13 protein-coding genes are annotated in these 15457 nt (G+C 43.6%); 5 read left to right on the forward strand and 8 right to left on the reverse strand.

Going from position 1 to position 15457, the window contains the following annotated elements:
* Nucleotides 1-77 precede the first annotated feature (77 nt).
* A complete protein-coding gene (locus ACOOFG_RS09550) occupies nt 78-761 on the forward strand; it encodes a hypothetical protein (protein ID WP_420421242.1) in 684 nt (227 codons plus the stop codon).
* Here the strand turns inward: ACOOFG_RS09550 and ACOOFG_RS09555 are convergent.
* Genes ACOOFG_RS09555 through ACOOFG_RS09590 form a run of 8 tightly spaced genes read right to left on the reverse strand, consistent with a single transcriptional unit; the run spans nt 758 to nt 8943 of the window.
* Nucleotides 758-2704, reverse strand: coding sequence for a site-2 protease family protein (locus ACOOFG_RS09555; protein WP_420421243.1), 1947 nt, complete (start codon nt 2702-2704; stop codon nt 758-760). The genes ACOOFG_RS09550 and ACOOFG_RS09555 overlap by 4 nt on opposite strands.
* 7 nt (nt 2705-2711) lie before the next feature.
* Nucleotides 2712-3854 (reverse strand): 1-deoxy-D-xylulose-5-phosphate reductoisomerase, encoded by a 1143-nt coding sequence (locus tag ACOOFG_RS09560; protein WP_420421244.1) that lies wholly within the window; start codon nt 3852-3854, stop codon nt 2712-2714.
* Nucleotides 3793-4815 (reverse strand): metal ABC transporter permease, encoded by a 1023-nt coding sequence (locus tag ACOOFG_RS09565; protein ID WP_420421245.1) that lies wholly within the window; start codon nt 4813-4815, stop codon nt 3793-3795. Before ACOOFG_RS09565 ends, ACOOFG_RS09560 begins: the two co-directional genes overlap by 62 nt.
* Nucleotides 4815-6134 carry an iron chelate uptake ABC transporter family permease subunit gene (locus ACOOFG_RS09570; RefSeq protein WP_420421246.1) on the reverse strand — a complete coding sequence of 440 codons (1320 nt, stop codon included), beginning with the start codon at nt 6132-6134 and terminating at the stop codon, nt 4815-4817. The genes ACOOFG_RS09565 and ACOOFG_RS09570 overlap by 1 nt, the downstream gene beginning before the upstream one ends.
* Nucleotides 6131-6898, reverse strand: a complete 768-nt coding sequence (locus ACOOFG_RS09575; RefSeq protein WP_420421247.1) for a metal ABC transporter ATP-binding protein — start codon at nt 6896-6898, stop codon at nt 6131-6133. The genes ACOOFG_RS09570 and ACOOFG_RS09575 overlap by 4 nt, the downstream gene beginning before the upstream one ends.
* On the reverse strand, nt 6895-7854 hold the full coding sequence (locus tag ACOOFG_RS09580; protein ID WP_420421248.1) for a metal ABC transporter solute-binding protein, Zn/Mn family: 960 nt from the start codon (nt 7852-7854) through the stop codon (nt 6895-6897). The genes ACOOFG_RS09575 and ACOOFG_RS09580 overlap by 4 nt, the downstream gene beginning before the upstream one ends.
* On the reverse strand, nt 7851-8117 hold the full coding sequence (locus tag ACOOFG_RS09585) for a DUF971 domain-containing protein (protein WP_420421249.1): 267 nt from the start codon (nt 8115-8117) through the stop codon (nt 7851-7853). Before ACOOFG_RS09585 ends, ACOOFG_RS09580 begins: the two co-directional genes overlap by 4 nt.
* Nucleotides 8110-8943, reverse strand: coding sequence for an Mrp/NBP35 family ATP-binding protein (locus ACOOFG_RS09590; RefSeq protein WP_420421250.1), 834 nt, complete (start codon nt 8941-8943; stop codon nt 8110-8112). The genes ACOOFG_RS09585 and ACOOFG_RS09590 overlap by 8 nt, the downstream gene beginning before the upstream one ends.
* Nucleotides 8944-9199: 256 nt before the next feature.
* Between ACOOFG_RS09590 and ACOOFG_RS09595 the strand changes: the two genes are divergently transcribed.
* From ACOOFG_RS09595 to lepA, 4 genes are all read left to right on the forward strand, one after another.
* Nucleotides 9200-10423, forward strand: a complete 1224-nt coding sequence (locus tag ACOOFG_RS09595; protein ID WP_420421251.1) for an Lpg1974 family pore-forming outer membrane protein — start codon at nt 9200-9202, stop codon at nt 10421-10423.
* A 723-nt stretch (nt 10424-11146) separates the two neighbouring features.
* Complete coding sequence (locus ACOOFG_RS09600) at nt 11147-11677, forward strand: hypothetical protein (RefSeq protein WP_420421252.1); 531 nt, start codon at nt 11147-11149, stop codon at nt 11675-11677.
* A gap of 240 nt (nt 11678-11917) precedes the next feature.
* The gene (locus ACOOFG_RS09605) at nt 11918-13504 is read left to right on the forward strand and encodes an NTP/NDP exchange transporter (RefSeq protein WP_420421253.1); all 1587 of its coding nucleotides are present in this window, start codon (nt 11918-11920) and stop codon (nt 13502-13504) included.
* A gap of 83 nt (nt 13505-13587) precedes the next feature.
* Nucleotides 13588-15399 (forward strand): translation elongation factor 4, encoded by a 1812-nt coding sequence (gene lepA, locus ACOOFG_RS09610; protein WP_420421254.1) that lies wholly within the window; start codon nt 13588-13590, stop codon nt 15397-15399.
* Nucleotides 15400-15457: the final 58 nt, after the last annotated feature.

The raw sequence follows: 15457 nt of genomic DNA on the forward strand, positions 1-15457 counted from the left end.
ATGTTGCTCTCCAGAGGACGGTAGACAAAAATAGAATCTTGGAATAGGCTTTTCCGTTCAATTCTTCTGGAGGAAAGATGTTACAACCACTTCAACAACTTGTTTGTTTGCGCTCTGCAGGACTTTGCGAAGGTGCTTCGCAATTCACTTCAAGCACTACTCAATTTCATCCTCTTTTTCAAGGTTTTGGTGGATATGCTGTTGCAACTGGGGTTGATCGCATCGCAAGGTTTTTCTTCTTAAGTGGGAGTGAACGACCTGTTCCAAATACTTTAGCGAAAGTTCTATTCAGCGCGGTTTCTGAAGAATGCCTCTATTCGCTCCTTCTTCCCTCAGAAACCATATACGCTTTACCTCTTCGGCTGATTGCATCTTTTGCCGTGAGCTCTAGCGCAACGCGCGCACTTGTTGGAAAGCCAATCACCAACGACCAAGGATTGACAACAGATACAAAAGTTGGCCTTGTCTGGGCGATGATGCATGCACTGATTTTACAAACGACCCCTTCTGAAATTTCAATGCCTGTCTTAAGTGTCGTTTACATTGCCATTTTCGCCTTAAGCGAAGTGGCTCCCGCAAATCAAGGACCTCTGCCGCCAGAGGTCTTAACATCTGCTTGGAACTATAAGGTCATCTCTGCTTGTTTTTTCCGCGCGATTGCGAGTTACTTGAAAACTTACTCTGATTTTGCCCCTTTCGTGCAGCATGCACTTTTCAATCTCCACACTTACTATTACAACCCTTATCGGGCATCATCCTAAAAGAAGCGTCCGAAAATGCGGGAAAGATCGTTATAGGTTAAGTAAATAAACACAAAAATAAGCAAAATCACAAACGGAATGGTGAGCCGTTGCATCGTTTTTGCTTTAAGAGGTTTTCTTCGAATCTTTTCAATGATCGAAAAACAAATGTGTCCTCCATCAAGCACCGGAATGGGTAGTAGGTTCAGTACGCCAAGATTGAGACTAATCGCACCTAACCAAAACAGAGCTTCTTTAATTCCAACAGCCCAGCTATGTTTCATCACTTGGACAATGAACACAGGCCCGCCAAAATACTTGGGACTAAAGTAACCTGAAACAAGGGCGATGAGGTTACGGGCAATTTCTTGGAAAACATTGCCAAAAAGTGCCAGAGGATTGGGGTTGTAAATCACCGGACGGTCTTGAAAGTGAACACCTAGCATCAAGCGGTTTTGAGAGGCTTGAATCTCTTTCATCACAGCTTCTTTTGCTTCAGGATCACTGATCTTTTCAACCTCAGCGAGTTGTTTTTGATGCTCACGGTCGAGTTTTGTTTTCATCTCAGCTGGAAAGGGAAAATCTTTCAGAGCAATGGGTGTGACGGGGTTGAGAAGGTAAAAGTTTCCACTCTCTCTGAGAGGGACATGAGATCCAATCGATGCCGCAATTGGAAGAAGGTCATCCCAATTCGTGTCGTTTTCAAATGCTTTGTCTTCGTCTTTCCAAAGAATCGTATCGAGCTTTGTGTTGCGTTTGACAATGAGTTGTACTTGACGCGTTTGCAAAGAGCTTAAAAACTCAGGACCACTTGAAACAGGCGTCCCATCAACAGCAAGAATCTGGTCTCCGGTTTCAAGCAAGATATCTAGCGGTGAGCTTGGGGGAAGATGAGAAACATGCGTCAACTTGGAATTCTCTCCTACAAACGAAAGCCCGCTTTCAACGGTGAGATTACTAGAAAGGTTGTAGGGAATAAAGTAGAGAGTTCCTTCTTTTTTATGGAGATTTGCTTCGTAACTCCAATCGCTCAGCTCTGTGGACACTTCGCGCGTCAGTCGCAGGTCAGCTGCTGCCAGGCGAGGAACTTTGGCTAAAAAAACTTGGCCACCTCTTTTAACTGTTAAGAGAACCTTGCCACCGTTTAGCACTTGGATGAGCTGGCTTTGAGAGAAGACAAGCTCTCCATCAACCCAAACGAGGCGGTCCCCTTTTTCAATGCCGCTCACAGCCATAGGAGAATGAGGGAAGAGCGAATCTGTTTGAGCATTTGCAAATTCATCGTAGATGAGATAAGAAGCGGGTGCCAAGACGCCAACGGTTTTTAATCCTTTGCGAAGTAAGGGACTTTCATAGGGTTTCAAGGTGTAGTCATAAGGAATCTTAACGTCTTTGAAGTAATTGATTTTATTTCCTTCGATTGTCGCTGGACGCCCATTCATCAAGGCAGCGTAAACGAGGTCTTTGAACCCTTCAAAGGCTTCTCCATTGTACTCGGTGATTTCATCTCCTGGTCGAACTCCATTGGCATAGAGTTCGGATTGTGGATCCATCCAGCCGATTAAGCGGGTGAATTCACTAAACGATTTTTCGCGGCCTCCAAGCCCCCAGATGATTCCAAAAGCCACAAGAGCAAAGACGAGATTGACAATGGGTCCTGCTAAGGCAACTTTGATCCGTGACCAAGGCCTTTTCGAATAAAATCCTTCAGGAACTTCGTGAGGCTCTAAGTCTCCTTCTTTGTCCATGCCGGCAATTTTGACATAGCCTCCAACGAGAATGAAACAGATTTGCCATTTCACTCCTTTCCGCATCCAAGACACGATTGGCTTTCCAAAGCCAATACTGAAGGTTTCAATTTTCATTCCTTGACGTTTGGCTACAATGTAGTGCCCGAGTTCATGAATGAAAACGAGAAAGGTTAAACCAAGTAGAGCTAAAACGATGTAAATGACACTATGCACAGGACCTCTATATGCTTATTGCTTCTTCGCGTGCTTCTTGATCCACAGCGAAGACGGTTTCTAAATCATTGATCGGACAGACTCGATGGCGACTCATAAGCGTTTCGAGCTTTTGCCCAATCTCTATCCACGAGATCGCTCCGTTTAAAAAACGATCGACGAGAACTTCATTGACAGCATTCATAAAACAGGGCAACGACCCCCCATTTTTTGCTGCTTCGTAAGCTAATCCCAAACAGGGAAACCGGGCGTGATCCGGATGATAAAATTCTAGTTTAGAATACTTGAGAAAATCGAAACAAGAAACAATTCCTTTTGCGCGGCTCGGATAAGTCAAAGCGTACTGAATCGGAATAATCATGTCGTGTTCTGCTATTTGAGCAAGAAGTGAACCGTCGACAAACTCAACAAAACTATGAATGAGACTTTGGGGATGGACCACCACATCAATTTGATCGAGCTTCACTCCAAAAAGATGGTGCGCTTCGATCACCTCAAGCCCTTTGTTCATCAATGTCGAAGAGTCAATTGTGACTTTTTTGCCCATGCTCCAATTGGGATGTTTGAGAGCGCAAGAAGGTGTGACTTGGGTCAGATCTTCTTCCGAATGATTCCGAAAGGGGCCGCCTGACGCTGTCAAAATAATCCGTCTCACTCCTTCAACTTCTTCGCCATTGAGACATTGAAAAATCGCGCTATGTTCGCTATCAATTGGGACAAGAGAAACACCTTTTTCTCGCACCCGTTTCATGATGAGATCACCTGCAGCAATGAGCACCTCTTTGTTAGCCAAGCCAACAGACTTACCCGCTTCAATGGCTTTCAACGTCGGGCGAATCCCTCGAGCTCCAACAATGGCGGACACAACAAAATTAACATTGGCATGTGTAGCAGCAGCCTCGAGCCCTGCCATTCCTGCTAAAACGGGAATGTGAGGAAGGCGCTTTTGTAATTCTAACGCTTTGTTGGCATCATAAACAGCAAGAAGCTCTGGGTGAAACTCGCGCGCCTGCTCTTCTAAGCGATCAATATTTGAATGGGCGGCAAGTGCTACAACCTGGACTTTGTCTTTGAGATGGGCAGCGACTTTAAGAGTGCTCTGGCCGATGGACCCGGTGCTTCCGAGCAAGGTGATTTGTTTCTTTTTCATGAGAGATATTTCTACTTTTCTTTAGCGATAGTAGCACATGATAGGCGGTAATGCCAATCAAAAACAGCCCTCCCAGGGTCATTGCTGTCAGACCGGCTGTAGAAAAAGAAACTTGATAAGTTGAGAGGAAATGGCGCGAAAGTGCCACGGCAATCACAGCCCCAAGCGATCCAATCAGACAGGACAAAGCAAGTAGTGGCTTGAGGCGATGACAAAAGAAACGTGCGGTTAAAACCGGAACAACAAGGAGGGCCAAAAAGAGGAACACTCCAAGGGCTCGAAACGCTCCAATTGCTGTCGCTGCTGTTTGAACCATGAGCAAGTGATTTAAAAGAATCACTGGCACTCCAAAGTTGCGGGCTAAAACAGAGTCAAATGTCATCAATGTATACCGCTTAAAAAACACTAAAATTAAACCCAGATTGAAGAGAAACAGGTAAAAAGCCAGCTTCACATCTTTAAGATGGAGCGCATCGACATTTCCCATAATCGTTTCGACGCCTAAATGGGCATTTCTTGAAAAGAGAGTCACCCCCACAATGCCTAAAGCAAAAAAGGTTGTGAATACAAGCCCAATGCTAGCATCTTCCTGCAACCGTAAACTTTTATGAAACCATTCGGTCACAAAAGTCGTCAGAAACCCGGTGATCAGTGATGCAATGACAAGCATTTTGAAATCGAGTGTCATCACCGATCCACCTGCGTGACGGACAAGCAAGAACGTGACGACAATCCCCAGTAAAATTGTATGTGACAGAGAATTCGCTAACATCGTCATCCGACGCAAGACCAGAAAGGTTCCGACTAAAGCAGAGGAACAAGCAATCAAAACCAAAACGAGAATTTGAATTTCGTCACTGGCCAAATTTTCCAGGCCTAATTCACCGCGCAAAGCTTGCCCGATTCTTTCCAAGAGGGTCACAAAAAAACCGCCAAAACCTTTGCCCCAATAAGGATTCATCAAATTTCCTCCCTTGTTGGGATCGGCTGATGGTGCGGATCTTGTGTTGGATTTTTGAGAACACGCGTTAAGCTCTCTTCAATTTCAGGAGTTAAGATATGCTCCATTTCTTCTGCACTAAAGTGGACCCGATCTTCACACACTTTAAGTTCTGAAGTGAGATACAGTTCCCATAGGCGGTGCAGACGTACTAAGCGTGCCCCACGACGTTTTCCTTCATGGGTTAATGTCACTACGCGACTCCCTTCTGCCCACCCCTCTTTTCGAATCAGGTAGAGAAGGTAGGAAAGAGAAAAATTAGACACTCCCATTTCATGTTGCAGGTCTTTAAAAGAAAGGGTTCCTCTTTTCCAAAGAGCTTTAAGCACGTGGTCCACTTGCCGCTGCTGCCTAAAACTTCGAATGCGCAAGGCGCGTGAAACCCAGCCCCGTTTTGGAGAAAAGAGCAATGATAAAAATGTGAGCATCACTGCGACAAGTAAAATAATCGGGCCTGTCGGAAGCGAGAGCGGATGCTCTGGATCGATGAGAAGCGGCAATTTCACTGAAAGATAAACCCCTAAAAAGCCACTCAGCGTACCCACAACACCTGAAATGATAAACATTTTCCCCAACCGCTCGGTCCACTGCCGCGCAAATGCAGCTGGAGCGATCAACATGCCAGACATCAGGACAACCCCAACACTGCGAATCCCAATGACAAGGGCCAAAATAAGTAAAAAGGAGGTCAAAATGTGGCACCCTTTCATCGGGATGCCAAGACTTTGCATGAACTCCCGATCAAATTGCATCAGCTCAATTTGCCTAAAGCGGAAAATCACAAAGCTCATGATGCAAACAGAAAGAAGCGCGTAAATCCCAATATGTTGATCCCCCATCGTCGCAGCTTGTCCAAACAGAAACACCTGAATCTGTTGGTACCAGACAGGATGAGTCATTTGTACCCGACTCGCCAATGTCACTCCCAACCCTAAAAAGAGCGAAAGGACAAGGCAGAGGGCTGCATCGGGATGCAGTCGAAGTTTTTTTTCTAATTTTCCAATACAAAACAGTCCAAGCCAGGCAAAGAGAAATGCGCCAAATAAAACGCAAAAGAATGCAAGCGGATTTGATGGCTGAAAGAAAACAGATGCAAGCAAGATTCCTACAACCACTCCAGGATAGGTCGCGTGTACTAACGCTTCACCAAGTAGCGACCGACGACGCACAAATGCGAGCACTCCAATCAGCGAAGAGGCCAAACACATCAGCATCGCGCCGAGTGTGGGAACACGCAAAATAGGATCGGTAAAAAATTGCCAAAACGCAAGTGAGTTCATTTTAACCCCGAAGACTTGCTTAGCGAGAGACTAAGAGCTTCATCAAAGAGAGCTCCCTTTTCTCCGTAAGCGCGATTCAAATTATCGGCGTTGAAAACGTCAGCGGTTTTTCCACAAGCAATGAGACTCGTCTTTAAGATCAGTAAAGAATCAAAGTACGATTCGACCGTGTTCAAATCGTGGTGAACCATCACAATCGTTTTCCCTTCTTTTTTCAACTGCACCAAAATTTCCATGATCAAGGCTTCGGTTGCTTTATCAACTCCAGCAAACGGCTCATCTAGAAATAGGAGATCTGCATCTTGCATGAGTGCGCGTGCGATAAATAGTCGTTGCTGTTGCCCTCCTGAAAGCTGACTAATTTGTCGATCCTTCAGTTCTTCCATTTGCAATAAACGGAGTAAATCCAAGGCTTTTTCTCGGTCTGATTTCCGATACCACTTTAATGGCCCTAACTGAGCATAGCCTCCCATGAGAACAACATCAAAAACTGTCGTGGGGAATTCCCAATCGATCGATCCTTTTTGAGGCACATAAGCCACTCGATTGCGATTCTTCTTAAACGGCTTTCCAAAAAATAAGGCCTGCCCTGAAAGAGGTTTAACGATCCCAAGTAATGCTTTAATGAGTGTACTTTTCCCTGCTCCATTTGGACCAATGATTCCAATGATTTGCCCCGGATCAATTGCAAAGTCAATGTCCCAAAGAGCAGAAGAGTGGCCATAGCTGACCGTCAATTTTTTAACGATTAAAGGTTTGTTCATCTTCCCTCGAGCATCTGAGATTTTAACGTATTTACATTATGTTCCATCATTTCCACATAGCTGCTAACGCCAGCCATTGTATCGCCATACAGTGGCACATCTGCCACATGAACATCGAGCCCTTTCTTCTTGCAAACATGGACAATTTTACGGAGCGAATCACGACTCACATTCGATTCGGGAAAAACCACGTGCACCTGATTCTCACACAAAAAGTCGGTGACTTTCTGAATGTCAAACACACTCATTTGCCCATCAGGAGCAAGCCCTTCTGGAGCCTGTACACGTTTTTCCCAATTGGGATCCTCTTCTAATGCTAAGTACCGTTTAGTGAAGTAGTGAAACGCGTCATGACTCGTCACTAAAAATCGCTTTTCTGGTGGCACCTGGCTCATCGTCTGGCGGAGCAAACGATCTTTTGCTTTCAATTGCTCCTTCACTCGCTTTCCCCTTTCCTGAAAAAGCTCTGCCTTAGCTGGATCTTTTTCACTTAACGCCGTAACAATGGGATCGACAATTTCAGCAAAAAGGTCCATGTCCATCCAAATGTGCGGATCTAATTCCCCATCCACTCGAACAAGCCTGTCAGGAAACCTTTCCAAAAGCGTATCGCCAACTGCAACAGCTTTGGGATCATGTGTTAAGTAGTAACGAACGCTCGCACCATGCTCTAGCCCCACACCATTATAAAAAATGAGGTCCGCTGTTTGAAGCTTTTCATCATCCCCTTTCACCAATTCGTAGCTATGCGGATCGAGATCCCCTACAATCAAACAGAGGGAATAGATCTCCTCGCCACCTACTTGCTTTACCACATCTTCAACCATTGCTGTTGTTGACAGCACTTTCAAACATCCATCTTCCGCCATCCACTGATTGAGATTTTGTTTCGGCCCTTTCGAGCATCCTACAAAAACCAAAAGGGACAAAGCGACTAAAGCAAATAGTTTTTTCATGAACCGATCTTTCTTAAAAGTTCAAAGGGGTAAATGCCTTTTGAGCACCCTTCAGTAAATTGTATCTTGAGAGCATAGTTTCCTACCTTCGTCAATTTTATTGCCATCACATCTGGGTTCACATCTCTCTTCACTTGCTCACATCGAGCGCAAGGGCATTGTTTTTGCAAGTCAGATAGCCGGAACTGCTGCACTAAATCATCGGACCACTCAATTTCAAATTGGTACCGATCTTTTTGCGTTAACTTGCAAAGTTCAATCATGTTGCCAAACCCATTCCTCTGGCTTTTTATCCGCTGAAGCCATCACCTTTAAGCGTGACTCTAGTCGGGCTGCAACTTCTTCAAAGCTCGAGCGACTGACCGCCTTTGTTTCGAAAAGGGAAACACCTTCGTCTCCTGTCCGACTCAGCTCTGCATCAATTGGAATCTGCCCTAAAAGGGGGATCCCAAACTCATCTGAAAGAAGTTTTCCTCCTCCTTCGCCAAAGAGCGCATACCGCTGACTTTGATGAAGGAAGTAACTCATATTTTCTACAACACCTAAAAGTGGCACATCCATACGTTGGCACATCTGCACTGACTTTCTTACATCAAGCAGCGCCACTTCTTGAGGTGTGGTCACCACCACAGAACCCGTTAGCTTTGCCTTTTGCATCAGTGTGATTTGGATATCACCCGTTCCAGGTGGAAAATCAATCAATAAATCATCGAGCTCGCCCCAACAAATCTTGCCCAAAAACTGATCAATGATTTGATTGGCTACAGGAGCTCGTACAATTGATGCTTCGCCTTCACCTTGGAAAAAAGCAACAGAAATGACTGCTAACCCTTTCACTTTTGCAGGAACAATCTCAGCACCTACCTGCTCTGGTGGAGCCGCTTCTCCTAATAAGTGGCGGACCGAAGGACCATAAACATCTGCGTCTAGAATCCCAACACGCCGGCCTCTTTTACTGAGCGCTAAGGCAAGATTCACCGTCACAGTTGACTTGCCAACACCTCCTTTTCCACCTAAAACCCCAATAATATTGGAGACCTTTTCCAAGTTGCCTTGAGGCTCATTTTGCCCATACATTTTAAGCGGCATGAATTATTTCCTTCAAATTGAATTTTCTACCTGAGCATAGATACATACTCAAAAGTTGATTTAATTGTCAGTTTTCCTTTCGTTTTTTGAATTGATCTGCACTATTAGAAAACTTAATTCATTAACGATAACTAGCGACCAACATTTTTCATACACAGCTGATCGGGCTGTCTAAGCTTTTTTGAAAAAGAATTGATTGAAAAAAAAATTTTTTAAAGAATGAAATTTTTACAAGAACTATCATAGGAGATCCCTTGTGAAGCTTTTCTCTCTCCTTTCTGCAGCTGCAGTCGTAGCATTGAATGCAAACGCATTTAGTGAACCAAAAGCATATAATTTTGGTCAGGCAGCTTCAGATTTTGAAAAAAACGAAACTTCGTCAATTTTAAGTTATACAAACGAAGACCCATCTTCTCAGCCAAAAACAAACAGTCTTCAAAGAAGCTCCCAAGGCTTAGATTATCAAAACAGCCCCTCTAACTCAGGCCAGCAACAGAAAGTGGTTTTGACGTCAGCCCGTGGCTGCTTTGGGGAAAATGGACCTTACTTTGATATTGAATTTCTCTGGCTACGTGCTACAGAAGATTCTTTAATATATGCATGGAAAGGCTCCCAAACCTCATTCAATAATGTTAACGCGACTGTGAACGCAAAAGAGCTAGACCAAGATTGGGAATTCGATCCAGGGTTCCGTGTAGGTCTCGGATATAACTTCGGTTATGATGATTGGGATTTACACGCTCATTATACTTGGCTATATTCTTATCCAAAGACTTCAGCATCTGTATCTGTAGATAGTTTTGGGAATGAAAATGCCGATTTTATTGTAGGTCTATTTGCGTCCAATCCTTTTACGAATGCTGGAGCGACCACCTTTCAACTTTTTCAAAAAGCAAGCAGCAAATGGCAACTACAGTTTAATGCTTGGGATTTAGATCTCGGTAGAAATTACTACGTCAGTAAAATGTTAGCTCTGCACCCTATTGCAGGTTTAAAAATAGCTTTAATACGCCAACACTTAACAACTCACTATGATAGACCTGTGGATCAAGCTCAACCTGATGAATTCCAAAGCATGAGTGTAAGAGAAAAGAGCCGCTTTTGGGCTGTAGGGCCAAAAATTGGTGTTTTTGGGTCTTGGCAGCTAGGCTATGGGTTTAATATCAATGCTGATATTCATGGAGCTCTAGTGTATGGAGAAAACTCTGGCCGACTTCATAAAAAAGGAATACGTAACAACGAAAATACTGTATCCTTAAGACTTACAGACGAGACTTATAGGTTACGTCCCATGGCTTATTTAAATTTAGGCCTAGAATGGGAGCGTTGCTTCTGGGATTGGATGTATTTCAGCCTACATCTGGGTTGGGAAACGCAGTATTGGTGGAATCAAATGAATTTTACCTCATTTCATGACACAACGCCAGAAGGCGACCTGTCGCTAACAGGACTCAATACAGGAATTCGCTTTGATTTCTAAGCGAACTCCTTAGTTCAGCCTTAAAGCCAAGGCAAATGCCTTGGCTTTTTTCAATAATTTCTATATTCTTAATGCTCTATATCTTCTACTTCTAACTACAACCTATTCCTTTACATAGATTTATAAAATTTGCCTAGTTATAAGGTGAACGCCAAGCTGGCTCTTCATTATTTACACAAAGGGAAAATTTGAACGCATCTTTACTGAAGACTAACAAATATCCTGTAGATTTTTTTAGAGTCAGAAGATGTTACGAGTAATAAAACTCTCTTTTAACGTGGTGTTAATTCATGCGTATTTTTGGTTTTTACCCGCTTATTCAAAAAGTTTAATTATACTCAAAAATGAACGCAATTCATTAATACCGAGAAAAAATCGGATAAAATTAATTAACACCTTGCGCAAAAGATCTATTTCTATTAAAATTCCGCAAAAATTGGCGCAATATAGCGGGTTTTTTAGTGCAATTACGAGAATTTTTCATTGAAGTAATTCAAAAAAATTCAACAATAGTTGCAAATAAAAAGCCAATAGTATAAAAAAAATGATTACAAGAACCGATAAAAAGGTTTTTTGAGAAAAAAGAGGTTTTCTTGTTCGGAGAAGAGTCCTAATCGTCTCCGACCGAGATAGTCTCTTTCAGAGGGAGATAGGCAAACTACACCCTCATTTACAGAGAAAATAAAGAATTATTGTCTAAACTATACAGAAAAAGGAACAACCATGAGTTTCACAGAAGAGATGAAGACCAACACTAAGAGTCTTGAAGAGCTCGAAGGTGTGATCGCCAAAGCGATTAAGAAGGTAAAAGGAAGAAAAGAAAACGACCTTTGTAAATACATTCCAATGTCTAGCGGAGGTTACATGCACCATTTTACACTTCGTAAAATGAAGTACAAGAGCCCAAAAGAGCTAGGATCATTGATCGAAAAATTCATTCTTAACCCAGACCGTCCTCTTGTAGTTCCACCAAAGCCTCGTGCTGCACGTGGTTCACGCAAGAAAAGAGACAACATGAACTTCACCAAGTTGCAACTTGAGCGCCTACTGAACATGGCACGTCTTTCTGGGGATAAAGAAATGATTTCAATTCTAAGCCCTAAAAAGTCACTTGCGCATTGCAAGCGTGAACTCATTCAAGCAATCCGCCATGGAATCGTAGACCATGAGCTTTGGAATGGCTATGTTGAAGCTGTTAATGCACAGCAAGCAATGATTGCTGCTGGTGCAGAGTCAATGATGAGCGACAGCTAAGATCTGTCCTTATTGAATTGATGGTCAAAGAGCGCCTTTTGGCGCTCTTTTTTTTTGAATTTTCTTGAGTATAAAAAATAATTTTCGCTTATCGAATTAAATAGTTTTTTTCTCTTGATTTTTATGGCAGAATGCCTAAAATAAGTGTGTTTATTTTAGAAGCAATCTCTACTATTTTTTAAAACAGGTTTACAAAATAGCAGAGAATGTTTGAAAAAAAAGTTTAACTAGGAATGCAACATGTCACAATCACAAAATGAGTTTGGTAAAGTGCGCTCCATCCTGTGGCCGATTCATGGCTATGAGCTGAAGAAGCTCATTCCGATGGTACTGCTCTTCTTTTTAATTTTATTCAACTACACGGTCTTAAGAGATACAAAAGATACTCTTGTTGTTACTGCTCCTGGCGGTGGCGCAGAGGTCATTCCGTTTCTTAAGTTCTGGGGTGTCCTGCCTTGTGCAGTCATCTTTATGTTGATTTACGCAAAACTGAGTAACAAACTGAGTAAGCCAAAGCTATTCTACTCTGCTGTTCTCCCATTTCTTGTCTTCTTTGGGCTTTTTGCGACCGTGCTATATCCTGCACGTGATTACCTTCACCCTAACGCTCTTTGCGACACGTTGCAACACACTTTGCCTGCAGGAGCAAAAGGATTTATCGCCATCATCCGTAACTGGACTTATTCGATCTTCTACGTGATGGCTGAACTCTGGGGTAGTGTGGCTCTCTCCCTCTTATTCTGGGGATTTGCCAACGATATTACCAAAGTCTCCGAATCAAAACGTTTTTACTCACTTTTCGGTCTTTTCGCAAACTTCTCACTCATCATCTCTGGATGGCTCATCCAGTGGGCGTCAAAAATTCGCGCAAGTCTTCCAACAGGCGCAGATCCATGGCAAGTTTCACTTAACTACTTGATGGGAATGGTCGTTCTCTCTGGACTCATTATCGTCGCAGTTTACTGGTGGATTAACCGCTACGTTCTCACTGACCCACGCTTCTACAGCCAAGACGAAAGAAAAAAACAAAAGAAATCCAAGCCAAAACTCTCGATCAAAGAAAGTTTCCTTTACCTCACTCGCTCAAAGTACCTCGGATGCATCGCCATCCTGGTCCTTTCGTACGGTATTGCGATCAACTTGATCGAAGTCACTTGGAAAAGTCAGCTTAAATTGCAGTTCCCAGATCCAAACGCTTACAGCACATTCATGGGACGTTTCTCACAAATCACCGGTCTTGTCACCATCTTTATGATGCTCTTTGTCGGTGGTAACGTGATCCGTCGCTTTGGATGGGGACGTGCAGCACTCGTTACTCCAGTCGTTCTCTTATTCACTGGAATCGCCTTCTTCTCATTCATTATTTTCAGAGACAGCTTAACTGGATTCATCGCAAGTATCGGAACCACTCCGCTTATGCTTGCTGTTGTCTTCGGTACCGCTCAGAATATCTTGAGTAAGTCGGCAAAATACTCATTATTTGACCCAACCAAAGAAATGGCTTACATCCCACTTGACCAAGAACAAAAGGTCAAGGGTAAAGCCGCTGTTGACGTTGTTGGTGCCCGCCTTGGAAAATCAGGTGGTGCTTTAATCCAACAAGGTCTGATCCTTGGATTGGGATCAATTGCCGCGATGACACCTTATGTTGGAGGAATTCTCCTCTTTGTCATCTTGATGTGGATCATTGCAGCAAAATCGCTTAACAAACAGTTCCTCGTTCAGACAGCTGAAAAAGCTCCTGAAGATAAAACTGTTGAAGTCAAAGATGTCGAGCCTGCTTCTAAAGCTGAAGCTAAGCCTGAAGAAGCTCCATCTACGACCTAAGAAAAAGCAATTTTTCAAGCAAAAAGCCTTTCCTATCGGAGAGGCTTTTTTTTTATCCCAAAAACATGTAAATTCATCATCATATGGCATTCAAGTACGACCCCAAATTCATTCGAAACTTCTCCATCATCGCACACATCGACCATGGAAAGTCTACGATCTCCGACCGACTCCTCGAAGTAACGGGCACGGTTCCTCCTCGTGAGATGCAAGAGCAACTGCTTGATGATATGGAGCTCGAGCGAGAGCGTGGCATCACGATCAAAGCTCATCCCGTGACAATGTACTACGTGGCCAAAGATGGAAATACCTATCAAATCAACTTCATTGACACCCCTGGGCATGTCGACTTCTCCTACGAAGTCTCTCGCTCTCTTTCCGCATGTGAAGGAGCCCTGCTAATTGTCGATGCTGCGCAAGGAGTTCAAGCGCAAAGTCTCGCTAACGTCCATCTTGCTGTCGAACGCGATTTAGAAATTGTTCCGATCCTCAATAAAATTGACCTTCCTGCTGCTGACGTCGACTCTGTGAAAGAGCAAATTGAAGATGTAATTGGACTCGATGCAAGTGAGGCGATTCTTTGCTCAGCTAAAACAGGACAAGGAGTCGCTGATATTTTAGAACGCATTTTAGTCGATATCCCCGCTCCCAAGCCGCCTGAAGAAGAAGAGCTCAAAGCCCTTGTTTTCGACTCGCACTACGATCCCTACCGCGGCGTCATGGTCTACATCCGGGTCATCAGTGGAGAAATCTCCAAGAAAACTCAGATTAAATTCATGGCAACGGACAAGAGTTTTGAAGTCTTAGAAGTCGGCATCTTCTCTCCCAACGAAAAGCCAGTTGATGTTCTCCGCCCTGGAGAGGTCGGTTACATGATCAGCAACATCAAAAACACATCTGATGTGAAAATTGGAGATACGGTGACAACTTTCCGTGGTGGAGCAACTGAGCCCCTCCCTGGGTTTCGAATGATCAAGCCCGTGGTCTATGCAGGAATCTATCCGATCGATTCATCCGATTTTGAAAATGTCAAAGATGCCCTAGTCAAACTTCAGCTCAACGACTCAGCACTTCATGTGGAACAAGAAAGTAGTTTGGCCTTAGGATTTGGATTCCGCTGCGGATTTTTGGGACTCCTCCACCTTGAAATCACATTTGAAAGACTCCAAAGAGAGTTTGATCTCGATATTATCACCACAGCCCCAAGTGTTGTCTACAAGGTGACCTTGTCTAATGGTGAAGACAAGCTCGTCGATAATCCTGCTCATTTTCCCGATCCTTCTACGATTGAATACATTGAAGAGCCTTGGGTTACAGCCCATATCATGGCCCCTGGAGATTATCTGGGAGCCATCATGAGCTTAGGAACTGAAAAGCGCGGAATTCTGGATAAAACTGAGTCGATGGGGCAAAATCGCCTACTCCTCACTTTTCGCTTTCCCATGAATGAAATCATCACTGACTTCAATGACAAATTGAAATCGGTCACAAGAGGTTATGGCTCATTTGATTATGAGTTTGCAAACCATGAAATCGGCTCGATCATCAAACTTGAGATTAGGGTCAACAACGAGGTCGTGGATGCCTTTTCTTGCCTCGTCCACCAAACTAAAGCCGAATCCAAGGGACGAGCCATCTGTCACAAGCTTAAAGATGTGATTCCACGCCAACAGTTTAAGGTTCCGATTCAGGCAGCCATTGGTGGGAAAATCATTGCCCGAGAAACCATTCCAGCACTCGCGAAAAACGTGACAGCTAAATGCTATGGAGGAGACATTTCTCGTAAGCGAAAATTGTGGGAAAAGCAGAAAAAAGGAAAGAAACGGATGAAAGAGATAGGGAAAGTTAATATCCCTCAATCTGCATTTATGGAAGTCCTTAAAGCTGAAGAGTAACCTTTCTTTCCAACCTTTTTTGCCTTGAAAAGGACCATTTGGCCCTTCCCTTCGGCAA

The organism is Simkania sp. (assembly GCF_965215465.1).
Classification (GTDB): Bacteria; Chlamydiota; Chlamydiia; order Chlamydiales; family Simkaniaceae; genus Simkania.